The organism is Ancylobacter sp. IITR112 (genome assembly GCF_041415945.1).
In the GTDB taxonomy this organism is placed as follows: Bacteria; Pseudomonadota; Alphaproteobacteria; order Rhizobiales; family Xanthobacteraceae; genus Ancylobacter.
Genome location: NZ_JBGCUS010000001.1, coordinates 1,061,243 through 1,077,937, shown reverse-complemented (window position 1 = coordinate 1,077,937; position 16,695 = coordinate 1,061,243). Strand labels below are relative to the sequence as shown.

Annotated in this window: 19 protein-coding genes; 12 read left to right on the top strand and 7 right to left on the bottom strand. The window is 67.2% G+C overall.

Features of this window, described 5'->3' with window-relative positions; translation table 11 throughout:
- Window positions 1–45 precede the first annotated feature (45 nt).
- From AAC979_RS04905 to AAC979_RS04890, 4 genes are all read left to right on the top strand, one after another.
- Window positions 46–936, top strand: a complete 891-nt coding sequence (locus tag AAC979_RS04905; RefSeq protein ID WP_371345727.1) for a VOC family protein — start codon at window positions 46–48, stop codon at window positions 934–936.
- 62 nt (window positions 937–998) lie between these two features.
- Window positions 999–2,537 carry a bifunctional 3-(3-hydroxy-phenyl)propionate/3-hydroxycinnamic acid hydroxylase gene (locus AAC979_RS04900; protein WP_371345726.1) on the top strand — a complete coding sequence of 513 codons (1,539 nt, stop codon included), beginning with the start codon at window positions 999–1,001 and terminating at the stop codon, window positions 2,535–2,537.
- A 113-nt stretch (window positions 2,538–2,650) separates the two neighbouring features.
- Window positions 2,651–3,556, top strand: coding sequence for an acetoacetate decarboxylase family protein (locus AAC979_RS04895; RefSeq protein ID WP_371345725.1), 906 nt, complete (start codon window positions 2,651–2,653; stop codon window positions 3,554–3,556).
- Window positions 3,557–3,576: 20 nt separating this feature from the next.
- Complete coding sequence (locus tag AAC979_RS04890) at window positions 3,577–4,434, top strand: fumarylacetoacetate hydrolase family protein (RefSeq protein WP_371345724.1); 858 nt, start codon at window positions 3,577–3,579, stop codon at window positions 4,432–4,434.
- A gap of 136 nt (window positions 4,435–4,570) precedes the next feature.
- On the opposite strand, the gene AAC979_RS04885 is transcribed toward AAC979_RS04890, so the two are convergent.
- Window positions 4,571–5,272 (bottom strand): GntR family transcriptional regulator, encoded by a 702-nt coding sequence (locus AAC979_RS04885; RefSeq protein WP_371345723.1) that lies wholly within the window; start codon window positions 5,270–5,272, stop codon window positions 4,571–4,573.
- Window positions 5,273–5,483: 211 nt separating this feature from the next.
- Here AAC979_RS04885 and AAC979_RS04880 point away from each other — a divergent pair, with 211 nt between their 5' ends.
- The 5 genes from AAC979_RS04880 to AAC979_RS04860 are packed head-to-tail and all read left to right on the top strand — an operon-like array spanning window position 5,484 to window position 8,716.
- Complete coding sequence (locus AAC979_RS04880; RefSeq protein WP_371345722.1) at window positions 5,484–5,933, top strand: DUF3429 domain-containing protein; 450 nt, start codon at window positions 5,484–5,486, stop codon at window positions 5,931–5,933.
- Window positions 5,930–6,301 (top strand): DUF393 domain-containing protein, encoded by a 372-nt coding sequence (locus AAC979_RS04875; RefSeq protein ID WP_371345721.1) that lies wholly within the window; start codon window positions 5,930–5,932, stop codon window positions 6,299–6,301. The genes AAC979_RS04880 and AAC979_RS04875 overlap by 4 nt, the downstream gene beginning before the upstream one ends.
- Window positions 6,298–6,981 (top strand): SDR family NAD(P)-dependent oxidoreductase, encoded by a 684-nt coding sequence (locus tag AAC979_RS04870; protein WP_371345720.1) that lies wholly within the window; start codon window positions 6,298–6,300, stop codon window positions 6,979–6,981. The genes AAC979_RS04875 and AAC979_RS04870 overlap by 4 nt, the downstream gene beginning before the upstream one ends.
- A 41-nt stretch (window positions 6,982–7,022) precedes the next feature.
- The gene (locus AAC979_RS04865; protein WP_371345719.1) at window positions 7,023–7,193 is read left to right on the top strand and encodes a DUF2256 domain-containing protein; all 171 of its coding nucleotides are present in this window, start codon (window positions 7,023–7,025) and stop codon (window positions 7,191–7,193) included.
- The gene (locus AAC979_RS04860; protein WP_371345718.1) at window positions 7,190–8,716 is read left to right on the top strand and encodes a cryptochrome/photolyase family protein; all 1,527 of its coding nucleotides are present in this window, start codon (window positions 7,190–7,192) and stop codon (window positions 8,714–8,716) included. Before AAC979_RS04865 ends, AAC979_RS04860 begins: the two co-directional genes overlap by 4 nt.
- A gap of 24 nt (window positions 8,717–8,740) precedes the next feature.
- Here the strand turns inward: AAC979_RS04860 and AAC979_RS04855 are convergent, their stop codons facing one another.
- Together AAC979_RS04855 and AAC979_RS04850 are read right to left on the bottom strand one after the other, a co-directional pair.
- On the bottom strand, window positions 8,741–9,505 hold the full coding sequence (locus tag AAC979_RS04855; protein ID WP_371345717.1) for a Crp/Fnr family transcriptional regulator: 765 nt from the start codon (window positions 9,503–9,505) through the stop codon (window positions 8,741–8,743).
- Window positions 9,506–9,568: 63 nt separating this feature from the next.
- A complete protein-coding gene (locus AAC979_RS04850) occupies window positions 9,569–9,805 on the bottom strand; it encodes a hypothetical protein (protein ID WP_371345716.1) in 237 nt (78 codons plus the stop codon).
- Between the two features lie 381 nt (window positions 9,806–10,186).
- Between AAC979_RS04850 and kaiC the strand changes: the two genes are divergently transcribed.
- Genes kaiC through AAC979_RS04835 form a run of 3 tightly spaced genes read left to right on the top strand, consistent with a single transcriptional unit; the run spans window position 10,187 to window position 13,649 of the window.
- Window positions 10,187–11,890: a circadian clock protein KaiC gene (gene kaiC, locus AAC979_RS04845; RefSeq protein ID WP_371345715.1), complete on the top strand. Its 1,704-nt coding sequence runs from the start codon at window positions 10,187–10,189 to the stop codon at window positions 11,888–11,890.
- Window positions 11,887–12,177, top strand: coding sequence for a circadian clock KaiB family protein (locus AAC979_RS04840; RefSeq protein ID WP_371345714.1), 291 nt, complete (start codon window positions 11,887–11,889; stop codon window positions 12,175–12,177). Before kaiC ends, AAC979_RS04840 begins: the two co-directional genes overlap by 4 nt.
- The gene (locus tag AAC979_RS04835; protein ID WP_371345713.1) at window positions 12,174–13,649 is read left to right on the top strand and encodes an HWE histidine kinase domain-containing protein; all 1,476 of its coding nucleotides are present in this window, start codon (window positions 12,174–12,176) and stop codon (window positions 13,647–13,649) included. Before AAC979_RS04840 ends, AAC979_RS04835 begins: the two co-directional genes overlap by 4 nt.
- Window positions 13,650–13,661: 12 nt before the next feature.
- On the opposite strand, the gene AAC979_RS04830 is transcribed toward AAC979_RS04835, so the two are convergent.
- From AAC979_RS04830 to AAC979_RS04815, 4 genes are all read right to left on the bottom strand, one after another.
- On the bottom strand, window positions 13,662–14,360 hold the full coding sequence (locus AAC979_RS04830) for a GntR family transcriptional regulator (RefSeq protein ID WP_371345712.1): 699 nt from the start codon (window positions 14,358–14,360) through the stop codon (window positions 13,662–13,664).
- Between the two features lie 90 nt (window positions 14,361–14,450).
- Window positions 14,451–15,182: an aspartate/glutamate racemase family protein gene (locus AAC979_RS04825; RefSeq protein WP_371345711.1), complete on the bottom strand. Its 732-nt coding sequence runs from the start codon at window positions 15,180–15,182 to the stop codon at window positions 14,451–14,453.
- Between the two features lie 8 nt (window positions 15,183–15,190).
- The gene (locus AAC979_RS04820; RefSeq protein WP_371345710.1) at window positions 15,191–15,913 is read right to left on the bottom strand and encodes an ABC transporter ATP-binding protein; all 723 of its coding nucleotides are present in this window, start codon (window positions 15,911–15,913) and stop codon (window positions 15,191–15,193) included.
- Between the two features lie 2 nt (window positions 15,914–15,915).
- Entirely contained in the window at window positions 15,916–16,695 is a 780-nt protein-coding gene (locus AAC979_RS04815) for an ABC transporter ATP-binding protein (RefSeq protein ID WP_371345709.1), read from the bottom strand.

Here is a 16,695-nt window from a genome sequence, read left to right as displayed (position 1 = left end):
ACCTGGCGAGATAGGCGCCATACAAAGCCAAAATGGGAGGCACGCTTGACGTATTTGATCCGCCAGATGGGGCACGTGGTCGTTTCGACGCCGGACCCGCTGGCTGCCGCTCAGGACCTTGCCGCGGTGGTCGGCCTGCGCATCACCGAACAGGCTGCAGATGCGGTCTATCTCTCCAGCAATGACCGCCACCACGAAGTGACCTATGTGCGCGGCGCCCCGAGCATCATCGCCATCGGTCTTGAAGCGGAAAGCCCCGACGCGGTGGACGAGGTGCATCGCCGGGCCGTCTCCGACGGCCTCACCGTCCTGAGCGACCGTCCGATCGGCCCGCATTATGACAAGGCGGTGCGGATCGTCGCCCCGGGCAACGCCATCTTCGAGATTCACACCCCGATCGCCCGCAACCAGCGCCGTCTCTACAATTACGGCGGCGGACCGCGCCCCCGGCGCATCGAGCACATCAACGCCTTCGCGCCGGACACGCTGGCCTTCGGGGAGTTCTGCGAGAAGACCCTTGCCATGAAGCTGTCGGACAAGACCGCCGACGAGGGGCTGCGCTGGTACCGCGCGGCCGATGGCTTCCACCATACCATTGCCATGGGCCCCGGCCCGAGCGGCCTGCACCACTATGCCTTTGATCTCCATGCCATGGAGGATCTGATGGGCATCGCCGACAATCTGGCCCGCCTCGATCGCGCGCTGGTGTGGGGCCCCGGCCGCCACGGCGCCGGCGGCAACATCTTCACCTACTACGCCGACCCCAATGGCTGCCTGGTGGAGAATTCCATCGAGCTCGACCGCATCGACAATGATGCGACCTATGAGCCGCGTAGCTGGGACATTTCGGAAGGGCTGGCCGGGCGCTGGCTCAACCTGTGGGGAACGCCCCCGACCCCGGCCTTTCTGCGGCCCGGCCTCGCCTTCGCGGGCTGACATCGCCGGACAAGCCGGCGTCACCGACGCCGGCGCCGGCATCCCATGTTCGGGAGGAAAACATGGATTTCGACGTCATCATCATCGGCTACGGCCCGACGGGGAAGGTTCTCGCGCGCAAGCTCCTGGATGGCGGCCACCGCGTCGCCATCGTCGAGCGCTGGCCGGCCGCCTATCCTCTGCCGCGCGCGGTCGGCTTCGATCACGAAATCATGCGCATGTTCCATGCCCTCGGCGTGAGCGACGCGGTCGAGGCCATTTCGCGGCCGATGGAGCACTACGTCTGGTACAATGCCGAGTGGAAGGTCCTGCTGGACATGGACCATGCGGGCGGCTCCATCTCGGGCGGGCCCGGCGGCTATCTGTTCAACCAGCCGGATCTCGAACGGGTGCTGGAAGCCGACCTCGCCGGGCGTCCGGGCATCACCCTGTTCACCGGCCATGAGGCGCTGGCGGTGCGCGATACGGGCGAGCGCGCCGAAGTCGACATCGCGCCTTTCCAGGAAGGCGTGGCGGAAAAGCCCGCCCCCACCCTGACGCTGACGGCACGCTATGTCGTGGGCTGCGACGGTGCCAACAGCCTGGTGCGCGAGACCATGGGCGTGCCGACCCGCGATCTCGGCTTCGATGAATCCTGGCTGGTGGTGGATATCCTGCCCAAGGATAGCGCGCAGCTTCAGCTCCCCCTGGCGGCTCAATGGTGCAACCCCGCCCGACCGACAACGATCATCAGCGGCGGGCGGACCAACCGGCGCTGGGAGTTCATGCTGCTGCCGCACGAGACGCCGGACGATTTTTCCAGCGAGGAAAGCGTCTGGGCGCTGCTGTCGCGCTGGGTAACGCCGGCCAACGCGACCCTTATCCGCAAGGCGACCTACCGTTTCCGCTCGCTTGTGGTCGATGGCTGGCGCAGCGGCAGGCTGCTTCTGGCTGGTGATGCCGCCCATCGCATGCCGCCCTTCATGGGTCAGGGCATGTGCGCGGGCCTGCGCGACGCCTGGAATCTGAGCTGGAAGCTCGACCGCGTGCTGCGCGGCGCCTCGCCCGAAAGCCTGCTCGACAGCTATGAGGCCGAACGCTCTCCCCATGTGGAAGCGGTAATCCGCATCTCCATGGGGCTCGGCAAGGTGGTCTGCCTGCCCGATCCGGAAGCGGCGCGCCAACGGGACGAAGCCTTCTTCGCCGGGCAGGTGCCCCCGCCGCCGCCCTTTCCACCGCTGGTGGCCGGCATCATTGACGGGCCATCGCGGGTAGCCGGAGCTGGCCTTCTGTCCCCGCATGACGAGTTGGAGAGCGCTGGGGGGCGCGTGCGGCTCGACATGGCGGCGGCGGACGGCTTCGTCCTGGTTTCGCGCATGCCGGTCGACCATCCCGCGCTGGAGCGGCAGCGTATTGCCACCGTCATTCTCGACGGCACGACGCTGAAGGATGCCGCCGGCCGGCTGACAGGCTTTCTGAACCAGCTCGGCGTGACGGCAGTACTCATGCGGCCGGATTTCTACGTCTTCGGCTCCGCGGCCACACCACAGGACATCCCTGCACTTCTGGACCGCCTCGAAGAGACACTCTGCCTCGCCCGCAGCGCCGACAGAGCCGCCTGAGCGGGCGACGCGCGCGCCCAGCCCGTGCCGCCCCGGGGCGGCATCGTCCCACAACCTACCGCGCCGGTCGATCGTCACCGATCCCGCCGCTCCTGCCTTAAGAGGAAAGGCCCATGACCTTCAAACTGCAAAGCGGCTTGCGCTATCGGATGCCGGTCGTCTTCGGACCGGCGCCCGGACCGCGCCAGAAGCCCGGCGGCGGGATGTGGCTGCCGGAAGAAACCGGCCGGATGAATTCCGAATGGATGGCCATCACCTATCTGACCGCCCGGGAGAAGCTGGAAGCGCTTCTTCCTCCGGGATTTGAGCTGCGGGGCGAGCCCCTCGTCTGCGTTTCCTGCGCCTGGTTCAAGAACCTCTATTGGCTTGCCGGCCGGGGCTACGGAATTCTGAGCATCGACATTCCCGTCACCTATTACGGGCGGGACGAGACGCTCGAAGGCTCGTTCTGTCCGGTGATCTGGGAAGGCAGCCCGGATGCGGTGCTGACCGGGCGCGATGAACTCGGCTTCTCCAAGCTTTACGCGGACATTGCCGAGATCAGCCACGGTGCCGATGGAACAACCGCCTCCTGTTCGGCCTCCTGGCTCGGCTTCACCTTCTTCGACATCGCCCTGACCGAGCTTAGGGAAGAAGACGCCGCGCCGAGCCTGCCCGGCGTCGGGGGAGGTGCGGCGATGTATTATAAATACGTGCCGAGAACCAGCATTGGCGGCAGCGAGGGCGCCGATGTGGCTTATGTGACCACGCCGGCCCCGAAGCGCGAGGCGGGCGGCAAGCCGGACAACATCACCTTCGACGGCTTCGACTTCAAACGCTGGTCGGCCAAGGGCAGCTTCCAATGGCACCGGGCGACGTTCGAGCAGCTGCCGCTGCAGGCCCACATCGTCAACACCCTCGCCGATCTCGACATTCTCGCGATCACCAAGGTGGAGATGGTCGCCTTTTCCGGGCCGGGCATCGCCGTCAGCCTCAACACCATGCGGGCCATCGCCCCTGCCAGCCATCATCAACCCTGACTTCGCCTGGAGCAGCAGACATGAAACTCATCCGTTTTACCGTGGGCGGCCGGACGCGGCTCGGCAAGGTCGTGGGCGACTCGGTCGTCGACCTGACCGATGCGGCGGAAGGCTGCGGCAACTCGATGCGCAGCCTGTTATCGGCTCTGCCGACGTTGCGAGCGGCGCTGGAGGCGGCGAACTCCCCGCTCTATGCGCTCGCCGACGTGGTGCTCGAAGCCCCCATCGACGATCCGCAGAAATTCCTCGCCATCGGCATGAACTACAAGGCGCATGCGGAAGAGGCCGCCAGCGCCGGCATCCACGTGCCCGATACGCAATTATGGTTCAACAAGCAGGTGAGCTGCATCACCGGGCCGTTCAGCCCCGTCATCCTGCCGCGCGAATCCAAGCAGATCGACTACGAAGCCGAGATGGGCGTCGTTATCGGCACGCGCTGTCGCCACGTGTCGCGGCAGGAGGCCCCCGGGGTGATCGCCGGCTATTTCGTCGGCAATGATGTGAGCGTCCGCGACTGGCAGTTCCGGTCGCCCACCTTCACCCTGGGCAAATCCTTCGACACGCACGGCCCCATCGGACCGTGGATCACCACGGCGGATGAAGTGCCCGATCCGCACGATCTCACCCTGACCCTGGCGCTGAACGGCGAAGAGCGCCAGCGGACGTCCACGCGCGACATGATCTACGACATCTTCGAACAGATCTCCTATCTCTCCACCGTGATGACGCTGGAGCCGGGCGACATTCTTCTCACCGGCACGCCGGCCAATGTCGGCATCGCCACCCAGACCTTCATGCAGCCCGGCGACATTGTGCGCGTCGAGGTCACCGGGCTCGGGGCGATCGAGAACATGTTCATTCCGGAACCCGTTGCCTGATGCCAGCGGCGATCAGGGCAACGCCGTAATCACATGTGACCGCGGTGACGCCGGAAACGGCGCCGCCGCGGCGCAGGTCCGTCGCGGCAGGAAGGAAAAGCGCGCCGGTCAGGCGCACCTCCCCTCCCCGGCCCATTCACATCGTCAGCGGTTCCCAGCGCAGATTGGTGCTTTCCGGCGGCCGGCTTGCCAGAAGGGCCGAGGCGGTCTTGCGCAGATGCTCGGCCAGCAGGCTGCAGGCAACGCCCGTATCGTGGCCAATCGCCGCCTGCATGATGCGCTCATGCTCGAAATCGACATCGCGGGCGCCCACGCTCGGCGTGCCGGCCAGCAGGCGGCGATAGCGCTCGGCCTGGAGAAAGAGCTGCCCGCGCAGCTTCAGCCACCAGCTATTGGCGCAGGTGGCGACAAGCGCGGCATGGAACTGCGCATGCAGATCCGACCACGCCTCGTTCATCCGAAGATCCCGTCCCGCGCCGACACTCTTGGGCGTCATCGCCAATTGATGATGGGCGGCGATCAGATCGGCCTCCCAGCGCAGTGTTCGATGCTCCATGGCGCTGGCGAGGCAGCGGACCTCGATCTCGACCCGAACCTCGGTCAGGTCGCGCAGATCCACGGCGGAAACCGGGGCGGCGAAGAAGCCCCGTTGCGCCTCCGCGACGACGAGCCCGTCGGAGGTGAGGCGGGAGAGCGCTTCGCGAACGGCGCCCGGGCTGACCTTGCCCCCCTCGCTCAGACGATCAATGGCCAGACGCTCATTGGGCAAATAGCGGCCGTCGAGAATATCCTTCTTGATACGCTCATAGGTTTCCGCCGTACGGCTCTTGCTCGTCATTCCTGCCCCCCGCCTGCGCGGCTGTGGCTATCATGAAAATCGCTGATCAACGAATAAATATATTTATCTCACAGGGCCGCAACAACCGCGCGGCAAAAGGGCCGGGCATGTCAGGGGTGTCGCCGGCGCCGGGATCGCCGGGCCGTCAGCGGCGCCGCGCGACCCCGAGCCGCCGCTGATCCGATGCCGCCCGCCCACCGTAAAGCGGGCGATGACGCAGCTTCAGGCCACGCCCCTATCGAACGGACCCGTCCGCGCCACGGCCTGGCTGCTCGCGGGGGCTGGCACGCTGCCATTCATCGACGGATTTGGCGATGCGCTGCTGTTCGGCGGCACCGCGCTGGGTGCCGTCCACATCTATGCCGCCCTCATCGCCTCCTTCATCTGCGGCATTCACTGGGGCGCGGCGCTGTTTGCCCCCGGCGGACTCGCGCTCCGCCTCTTTCTGCTCAGCAACGGCGCCGCGCTGATCGGCTGGCTGGGGGCGCTGCTGCCGGCCCGGCCGGGCTTTCTGCTGCTCGGGGCTCTCTTCGCCGCGCTGCTGCTGGTCGACCGCCATCTCTGGCGCGCGGGGCTGTGGCCGCTCTGGTTCTGGCATCTGCGCCTCGCCATCACCGCCGTGGTGGTCGGCGCCTGCCTGTGCATTGGTCTCGGGGCATGAGCGGCGGCGCCGAAGTTACGGTGTGGTACGATTCCGGCTGCCCGCTCTGCCGGCGCGAGATCGCGCTGATGCGGCGTCTGGACAGGCGGCGACGCATCGCCTTTGTCGATCTGCAGACCGCAGAGACCTGCCCGGCCGACCGGCAGGCCATGCTGGCGCGGCTGCATGCCCGCGAAGACGGCGAGCTGCGCTCTGGCGCCGCCGCCTTCGCCGCCATGTGGCGGCAGATTCCGCTGCTCCGCCCCCTCGGCCTCGCCGCCCGCCATCCGCGCGTGCTGGCGCTGCTGGAGCGCGCCTATCTCGGCTTCCTGCGGCTGCGCCCGCGCCTGCAGGGCCTCGCCCGCCGCCTGGAAGGCGCGCCCCGGTGAGCCGCGCGGTGGTGATCGGGGCTTCTGGCGGCATCGGCTCGGCGCTGATGCAGGCGCTGCGGGACCAGGGGGCGTTCGACGCCGTCATCGGCCTGTCGCGCCGCTCCACCCCCGCGCTCGACCTGTGCGAGGAGCAAACCATCGCCGAGGCCGCCGCTCATGTTGCGCGCATTGGCGTCCCCACACTCATTATCGACGCCACCGGCCTGCTGTCCGACGCGACACTGCAACCGGAAAAGGCGCTGAAGGCGCTCGACCCGGCGGCGATGGCGCGCGCCTTCGCGATCAACGCCATCGGCCCGGCGCTGCTGATGAAGCACTTCCTGCCGCTGCTGCCGCGCGACGCGCCCGCTGTGTTCGCGACCTTGTCGGCCAAGGTCGGCAGCATCGGCGATAACCGGCTGGGCGGCTGGTACAGCTACCGCGCCTCCAAGGCGGCGCTGAACCAGATCGTGCGCACCGCCGCGATCGAACTCGCGCGCACCCATGGCCTGGCGACCTGCGTGGCGGTGCATCCCGGCACGGTGTCGACGCCGCTGTCGCAGCCCTTCGCCAAGGTCGGGCTGCAGCCGCTGGCACCTGCGACGGCGGCGCGGGAGCTTCTCGCCGGGCTGGCAAGGCTGGGACCTGTCGACAGCGGCGGCTTCTTCGACCGCCACGGCGCGCCCCTGCCCTTCTGAGCCCGCCCCCGGCCCACTCGGCCGCAGGAGATGACGACGCCATGGCGCGCATGCGCAAGAAGGCCGATCTGCCCACCAAGCCGTGCCGCGCCTGCGGCCGGCCCTTCGCCTGGCGGCGCAAATGGGCGCGCGACTGGGAGCGGGTGCTCTACTGCTCCGACCGCTGCCGCTCCGCCGCGGCCACCGGCCGCGCGAAGGAGGGCCGCGCATGAGCCCGCATCTGCGCTTCGTGCTCGGCGACCAATTGACCCGCGAGGTCTCCTCGCTCGCCGATCTCGACCCGGCACGCGACATCGTGCTGATGGTCGAGGTGGAGGTCGAGGCCCGCTATGTCCCGCATCACCAGCAGAAGATCGCCTTCCTGCTGGCCGCCATGCGCCATTTCGCGCAGGCGCTGCGCGCGGAGGGCATCCGTGTCGACTATGTCCGCCTCGACGATCCCGCCAACACGCAGAGCTTCTCCGGCGAGATCGCCCGCGCGGTCGAGCGCCACGCCCCCGCCTCGGTGATCGTCACCGAGCCCGGCGAATGGCGGGTGCGGGCGATGATGGCGGACTGGGCCGAGACCCTGCCGGTGCCGGTGCATATCCGCGAGGACGACCGCTTCTTCTGCTCGCATGCCGAGTTCGCGGCGCTGGGGCGGGCGCGCAAGACCGGGCGGATGGAATTCTTCTATCGCGAGATGCGCCGACGCACCGGCCTTCTCATGCGCGGCGACGCGCCGGAAGGCGGCCAGTGGAACTTCGACCCGGAAAACCGCCGGGCGCTGCCGCGCGGCCTTCGCGTTCCGCCGCGCCAGCGCTTTACCCCGGACGCACTGACGCGCGCGGTGATCGACCTCGTCGCCGCGCGCTTCGGCGGGCATTTCGGCGATCTCGAACCGTTCGGCTGGGCGGTGACGCGGGCAGACGCGCTGCGGGCGCTTGACCATTTCATCGAGGACACGCTGCCCGGTTTCGGCGACTATCAGGACGCGATGAAGGCGGGCGAGGACTTCCTGTTCCACGGCCTCCTGTCGCCTTACCTGAATTGCGGCCTGCTCACGGCGCGCGAAGTCTGCGCCCGCGCCGAAGAAGCCTTTCGCAGCGGCGCGGCGCCGATCAACGCCGTGGAAGGCTTCATCCGCCAGATTCTCGGCTGGCGCGAATTCGTGCGCGGCATCTACTGGGCGGAGATGCCCGCCTATGCCGACAGCAACCATCTCAATGCCGGGCGCGATCTGCCGGCGATGTACTGGACCGGCGAGACGCCGATGCGCTGCATGGCCGAATGCATCGGCGCCACCCGGCGGCATGCCTATGCCCACCATATCCAGCGGCTGATGGTCACCGGCAATTTCGCGCTGCTCGCCGGGGTGGCGCCGGCGCAGATCGAGGAATGGTATCTCGCCGTCTATGCCGACGCCTTTGAATGGGTGGAACTGCCCAATGTGCATGGCATGGTGATGCATGCCGATGGCGGGCGGCTGGGCTCCAAGCCCTATGCCGCGTCGGGCGCCTATATCGACCGCATGTCCGACTACTGCAAAGGCTGCGCCTTCAATCCCAAGGTCAAGCGCGGGCCGGGCGCCTGCCCGTTCAATTATCTCTACTGGAACTTCCTGATCGAAAACGAGAAGCCGCTCTCGGCCAATCCGCGCCTCGCCATGCCCTACCGCACGCTCGCCCGCATGCCGGCGGCGCAGCGGGCCGAGATCGTCGCCGACGCCACAGCCTTTCTCGACAGCCTGCCGTGAACAGGCGTGGCGGTGCCCGCTGCGTCAGTCGTCGAGGTGGAGATAGGTGGCGTCGAAATCGGCGACGGCGCACAGGCGATCCCAGTCGAGGATGGTCAGCCGCTTGTTGCCGAGCTGGATCAGCTTGTCCGCCCGTAGCTTCTGCAGGGTCCGGTTGACATGGACGACCGAAATGCCGGCGGCATCGCCGAGTTCGGCCTGGGTCATCGGCCATTCGCAGGAATTCTGCTCGGTCAGGCCGACGGCGTTGAGGCGGAGGAACAATTCGCAAAACAGATGCGCGAGCCGCGCATCGGCGCTGCGCTGGCCGACGGTCGCCACCCATTCGCGGTAGATCGCCGCGTCCACCAGCGTGGTGCGCCACAGCGCCGAGGCGAGGCGCGGATGGTCGTTGCACAGATTCTGCAAGGCTTCATGCGCCACCAGCGCCACCGTGCATGGTGTCACCGTGTCGAAGGCGATGTCCATCACCTTGAGATGCAGGCTTTGCAGGTCGGGAATGTCGCCCGGCACATAGAAGGAGGCGATCTGCCGCCGCCCCTCGCCCAGATGCTTGGAGGCGCAGATGAAGCCGTCGAGCAGAACGAAGCAGCGCTTGGGGCGGTCCCCCTCGCGCACCAGATGGTGGCCGGCACGAAAGGAGGCGATCTGCACCGGGAGCCGGCGCAGCACCTCCTGCTCCTCCGGCGTGAAGCGCCGCCCATAGTCGAGCTTGCGCAGCACATGGTCGGAATTGGCGATCATTGTAGCTTCCACCATGCCGGGCGGAAGCTCCGCACTTTCAGCCATCGGCTCGCCCTCTACGCGGCGGAAGTCGGGTGAGCTATTACATAGGCTAATCGGGCGCGTTACCTAGCCCTCGCCTTCCACTGGGCGCTGCCGCGTGTGGATGGTGATGGCGAGAAGCACCGCCCCGGTGGCGTCGCGCACCGTCATTTCAAAGTCGCCCGGAACGGGAAGAGACCCGTCCAAATCCCGCAGGATCTCCCCCGTCGTCGCCACCGCCTGCCTCCATGCCGCGGCCTCGTCGGGGAGATCGACAAGCGCGGGAGCGGTCTCTCCCGTCCACTGGAAGGCGAATGTCGGCACGGCGGACCCACTCTCAACCGTTGGATATCGGGGGACAAACGCCGGCTCGGGCCGGGCGTTCCCGCTCAAATCCCCGTCGCCTCGCCCCGTCTCCGGCGCCGATTATCCTGTGTTAATGAGCCGGACGGGCGTTTCTGATCTTGGTGAAGGGTGACATTCGCCGATTCCGCGCTCGGGGCAGGCTCAACACAGGCGGGGTGATGCCAGGCTCGGAAGGCTTTCTGTTCGCACCGCCGTCCTGCGCCGCCGCCAGGGCAAAGCCCGGCATACCGCGCCGCAGCTCCGGCAAAAGTACCGGTGCGCGGCGGCGCTCGGGCCTTGGCACGCGGCGCCGCTCTTGCGATGTTTCGCGCGGCTCCCACCGGTTGCGATCATAAGCCCATGGCCTCGTCCCTCGGAATTGCGAAATCGCTCACCGGCATAGCGGGCTTCGATGAGCTCACCCATGGCGGACTTCCCACCGGCCGGCCGGCGCTGGTGTGCGGCTCGGCCGGATGCGGCAAGACCCTGTTCGCCTCCACCTTCCTGCTCAACGGCGCCCGAAGCTTCGGCGAGCCCGGCCTGTTCGTGACCTTCGAGGAGCGGCCTGCCGACATCGTCGACAATGTCGCCTCGCTCGGCTTCGACATGGGCGAACTGATCGACGCGCAGAAGATCGCCTTCGAGCATATCGCCATCGACCCCTCGGAGTTCGCCGAGGCGGGCGAGTACGATCTCGAAGGGATTTTCCTGCGGCTGGAACTCGCCATCGACCAGATCGGCGCCCGCCGCGTGGTGCTCGACACCATCGAGAGCCTGTTCTCCGCCTTCTCCAACCCGGCCATTCTGCGCGCCGAAATCCGGCGCCTGTTCGACTGGCTGAAGGAAAAGGGCATGACCACGGTCATCACCGCCGAGCGCGGCGATGGCACGCTGACGCGCCAGGGGCTGGAAGAATATGTCTCGGACTGCGTGATCCTGCTCGATCACCGGGTGCAGAACCAGATTTCCACCCGGCGCCTGCGCATCGTCAAATATCGCGGGACCGCCCACGGCACCAACGAATATCCGTTCCTGATCGACGAGGAAGGATTCAGCGTTCTCCCCGTCTCGGCGCTGGGCCTGAACCACAAGGCGCATGAGGAGCGCATCTCCAGCGGCATTCCCGATCTCGACGCCATGATGGCCGGCGGCGGCTTCCATCGCGGCTCGTCCATCCTGCTGTCGGGTGTCGCCGGCTCCGGCAAATCGTCGGTGGCGGCGAGCTTCATTGACGCCACCTGCCGTACCGGGCAGCGCGCGATCTATTTCTCCTTCGAGGAATCCGCCGACCAGGCGGTGCGCAACATGCGCTCGGTGGGCACCGATATGGGCGGCTGGATCGAGGAAGGTAGCCTGAAATTCATCGCCGCGCGCCCCACCTTCTACAGCCTGGAAATGCACCTCGCGGTGATGCTGCGCGAGATCGTCCGCTTCGGCCCGGCCACGGTCGTGCTCGACCCGATCTCGGCTTTCATGGAAAGCGGCGACCCATTCGAGGTGCAGGCCATGCTGCTGCGCATGGTCGACTTCCTGAAGAATCGCGGCATTACCGGCATCTTCACCCATCTCATGCACGGCCAGGACGGCACGGCCGCCACCGATGCCGGCCTGTCCTCGCTGATGGACGGCTGGATCCTGCTGCTCAACCGCGAGGCCGGCGGCGAGTTCAACCGCGAGCTTTACCTGCTCAAGGCGCGCGGCATGGCCCACTCCAACCAGGTGCGCGAGTTCGTCATGACGGATAACGGCATCCGGTTGCTGCCGCCCTATCTCGGCGCCAACGGGGCCCTCACCGGCTCGGCCCGGCGGCAGGAAGAGGCCCGCGCCCAGCAGGACGAGGCGCGGCGTCTGGCGGAAGTCGACCGGCTGCGCCAGCAGATCGAACAGCGCCGCCGGCGCACGGCCGCGCAAATGGAAGCACTGCGCGCCGAACTCGACGCCGACGAGGCGGATTTGAGCGCCCTGCTGCGGGCGGAAGAAGACTATCTGCGGCTACGCGCGGAAAGCCAGGCGGCACTGAAAGCGAGCCGCAAGGCCCAGGCGCGGGGAGATGTATCGACATGACCGAGGAACCGGCGCGCCCGCGCAAGCTTATTCTGTACGTCGCCGGCCAGACGCCCAAGTCGCTGGCGGCGATCGCTAATCTGCAACGCATCTGTGCCGAGAAGGCACCGGGCCGGTACGAGGTCGAAGTGGTGGACCTGAAGAAGAACCCGGAACTCGCGAAGGCGCACAGCATCGTCGCCATCCCTACCCTCGTGCGCGAACTCCCCGTCCCGATCCGCAAGATCATCGGCGACCTCTCCGACGAACAGAAAGTGTTGGTGCATCTCAAGATCGGTGACGAATGAACGCGCCCGCGGACGAGGCCAGCGCCATCATCGCCGAGCTGGAGCGGCGTCTGGCGGAGGCCGAGGAGACCCTCGCCGCCATCCGCCTCGGCGAGGTCGACGCGCTGGTGGTCCGCGGGGCCGATGCCGACGAGATCTTCACCATCGAGGGCGAGGCCGGCTATCGCGACTTCATGGAGGCGATGGACCCCGGCGCGGTCGCGCTCGATAGTCTCGGCCACGTTCTCTACGCCACCCAGCGTGTCGCCACGCTGCTTGGCGTGCCGCTCGACCAGTTGCAGGGCCGCCATTTCAGCGAAACGCTGAGCACGGAGAACAGCGCCCGCTTCGAAGCCCTGCTCGCCGCCGCCGCCGAAGGCAAGCCCGTGGCCGGCGCGCGTTTCGCCGGGCGCAGCGACAGCCATTTCGACATCTCCATCGGCGCGATGCGGATCGGCACCGTTTCCGGCTATGCCGTGACCTTCACCGATGTGACCGAACGGGTCCGCGCCGAAGCCGCCGAGCAGAATGAGCGCATCGCCCGCGCGGTTATCGCTTCGGCCAATGAGGCGGTTCTGGTGTGCGACCGCTCCGGCATCGTCACCCATGCCAATGCGGCGGCGGCCGGCGTGCATGACGGGGAACTGGTCGGCCACCGCTTCGCCGATGTGGTCACGCTGGTGTTCCCCGGCGCCACCGGGCTGATGCAGAGCGAGGATTTCATCGCCCTCGCCCTTTCCGGCACCCCGGTCCAGGGCATTGAGGCCGTCGCGCCGCAGGCGCCGAAGGTGAAGGATTATCTGGTCAGCATCGCGCCGCTGCGCGTCATTGGCGACCAGATCAGCGGCTGCGTCATCACCATGGTCGATCTCTCGCAGCGCAAGGCCGCCGAGCAGCAGCAATTGCTGCTGATGGCCGAGCTCGACCACCGGGTAAAGAACACGCTCGCGCTGGTGCAGTCGATCAGCAGCCGCACCCTGTCGGCCGAGGACACGCTGGAGGGCTATCAGGTGGCGTTTTCCGGCCGGCTTCAGGCGCTGGCCGCGACGCATAATCTGCTTGCCGTGCGGTCCTGGTCGAACCTGCAGATCGGCGATCTCCTGGCCGCCGAACTCGCGCCCTATCTCGACCAGGGCGCGGACCGCATCTTCGCGCAGGGGCTTACCTTCTCCGTGGTGCCGCGCGCCGCCGTGGCGCTGGGGCTCATCCTTCACGAACTGACGACCAATGCGGTGAAATACGGCGCCTTGTCCAATGACCGGGGCACAGTGTCGGTCGTCGCGGCGCCGCGCGAGTCGGAGGACGCACCCTTTGTCATCGACTGGCGCGAGAGCGGCGGGCCGCCGGTCGGCGCGCCGACGCGCCGTGGGTTCGGCCGCACCGTCATCAGCCACAGCCTGCGCTATTCCGCCACCGGCAGCGCCGAGCTGAATTTCGAGCCCGGCGGCATTCACTGCCGGATCGTCGTGCCGCGCGAGGATGTGGTCGTCTAGCGAGTCCCGAGGCTATTTCAACAGATCCTGCAGGCTGGTCGGCGGGCTTTCCTTGCGCGACAGATCGAGCCCGAGCAGCAGTTCGGAAATGTGCTCGCGCATGATCGCCGCCGCCTTCAGCGGCTCGCCTTCGGCGATGGCGTCGACCAATTCCCTGTGCGCCTCGCATTTGCAGGTGGTCTCGCGCTGCGTCCAGTACAGCGCGATGATCAGCGAGGAATGCGAGACGAGATCACGCACGAACTCGGTATAGATGGAGTGGCCAGCGATTTCGGCGATGACGACATGGAAGTGCGCGGAGAGCGCGATGGCTTCCGCCGCATTGGCGTCCTGCGCCAGCGCCTCCCGCTCCTTCGCCAGATGCTGCTTGAGCAGCGCGATGTCGGCGGGCGTCGCCATCCGCGCCGCCAGCGCGGCGAGCTGCGGCTCGATCAGCCCGCGCGCCTCGAACACCTCGCGCGCCTCCTTGGTGGAGGGACTGGCGACGAAGGCGCCGCGATTGGGTTCCAGCCGCACCAGCCGGTCATGCGACAGCGCCTGCAGCGCCGCGCGCACGACAGTGCGGCTCACCGCATAGATGGCGGCGAGCGCATCTTCCGGCAGCTTGGTGCCGGGGGCGAGCTTGCGGCCGATAATGGCTTCGCGCAGCGCCGCATAGACGCCTTGCCAGCGTGCGGCGGGCTTCTCAGTTTCGGGAACGGTCACAAGCATCTTCTTCGCTCTTGCCGTTCCGGCATTGGCACGTAACGTGAATCCCGGTCCCCCGATCAGCCGTACTATCGAGTGCCGCCCGTCACGTCGTCAAGCGCCGGGAGAAAAAGGGGAAAAAATCCCCGTGAAGGGTTTGGCACGGGGCGGCGCGTAGCCGCCGGCCTTGGAGGTGCGCAGCCCCAGATGCACCAGCGCCTCGGCGAGCTTCACCGCGCAGGAGACACCGTCGAGCACCGGCACGCCGACCTCGCGCGACAGCCGGGCGGCGAGGTCCGCCATGCCGGCACAGCCCAGCACGATCGCCTCGGCGCGGTCCTCGGCGAGCGCGCGGCGCATCTCTTCCAATATCCGGGTTGCGGCATCGGAGCCGGGCTCCTCCAGTTCCAGCACCGCCACTTCGGAGGAGCGCACCCGGGCGCAGCGCTCCATCAGCCCGTAGCGCTTCAGATTGTGCTCAATAGCCGGCACCGAGCGCGCCAGCGTCGTCACTACCCCGAACCGGCCCGCCACAAGGCTCGCCATGTGAAACGCCGCCTCGCCAATGCCGATCACCGGCGCGGAGGTGGCGCAGCGCGCGGCATCGAGGCCGGTATCGTCGAAGCAGGCGATGATATAGGCGTCCATGTCGGGGTGCCGGCGCATCTCGCCGATCAGGCCGGGGATGGAGAACACCTCGTCATAATAGCCTTCGATGCTCACCGGCCCGTCCGGCGGGTTGACGGCGATCACCTGCGTCCCCGGCGCGGCCGCCTGCTGCGCCGCCGCGCCGATCTTCGCCGTCATCGACGCGGTGGTGTTGGGATTGACGACCAGAATGCGCATGGGGGGTCCTAGATCTCACCGCCGAGATAGAGCTTCTTGATGCGGTCATCGACCAGCATCTCAGCGGAACTGCCGCTAAGGGCAATGGAGCCGATGGTCAACGCATAGGCCCTCTGCGAAATACGCAGCGCCATGCGCGAATTCTGCTCGACCAGCAGCACGCTCACCTTGTCGTCGCGGTTGATGGCGACGATGGAACGGGCGATGTCCTGCACCAGCTTGGGCGCCACGCCGAGCGAGGGCTCGTCCAGCAGCAGCAGGCGGGGACGGGCCATCAGCGCGCGGCCGATCACCAGCATCTGCTGCTCGCCCCCGCTCATCGTGCCCGCCGGCTGGGAATAACGCTCCTTCAGCCGGGGAAAGCGCGTCAGCACCATGTCCAGCGATTCCTGAATCTCCCCCTTGGACGAGCGCGTGAACGCACCCATCAGCAGATTGTCGCGCACCGACATCAGCGGGAACACCCGCCGACCCTCCGGCACCATGGAGATGCCGGCGCGGACGATGTCGTCGGAAGCCATGCCGTCGAGGCGCCTTCCATCGAAGGTGATCTGTCCCGAGCGGATCTTGCGCAGGCCGGTGATGGCCCGCAGGATCGAGGACTTGCCGGCGCCGTTGGCGCCGATCAGCGCCACCGTCTCGCCTTCATTGACGGCAAGCGAGACGCCCTTCAGCGCGTAGACGTGATCATAATAGAGATGAACGTCGTCGAATGAGAGAAGATGTGTCATCGCTACATTCCGATCGACTCGTCCTCGACCCCGAGATAGGCGTCGATGACATCCTGGTTTTCCTGAATTTCCTTCGGCGTGCCCTCGGCGATCTTCTGGCCGAAATTCAGCACCACGATGCGATCGGAAATGTTCATCACCGCCGGCATGTCGTGCTCGACGAGCAGGATGGTGACCCCGCGGTCGCGCACGCCGCGCACCATCTCCACCGCGCGCCGGGTTTCGTCGTGGTTCATGCCGGCGAAGGGCTCGTCGAGCAGTAGCACCGCCGGGTTGGTGGCGAGGCCGATGCCGATGCCGAGCGCCCGCAAATGGCCATGCGGCAGGTTGGAGGCGATCTCCTCGCGCTGGTGGCCGAGGCCGAGGAAGTCGATGATCTCGTCGGCCGAGCGGGCAAAGCCGGCCTGGTCCTCGCGCGCGGTGCGGGTGCCGAAGAAGAAGCCGGTGAGACCGGCGCGCGCGCGCAGATGGTGCGCGATGATGATGTTGTCGCGCACGCTCATGGTCTTGAAGATGGTGGTTTCCTGGAAGGTCCGCACCACGCCGAGCCGCGCCACCTTGTGCGGCGACAGGCCGGAAATGCGCTGGCCGCGGAAGCGCACCTCGCCCTCGGTGGGGGTGACGAAGGAGGCGATCTGCTTGAACAGGGTCGACTTGCCAGCCCCGTTCGGCCCGATCACCGAGAGGATTTCATGCTCCTTCACCCCGAAGGAGATGCCGCTATTGGCGATCAGCCCGCCATAGCGCTTGGTGAGATTGGAGACTTCAAGAACGTAGCCCAT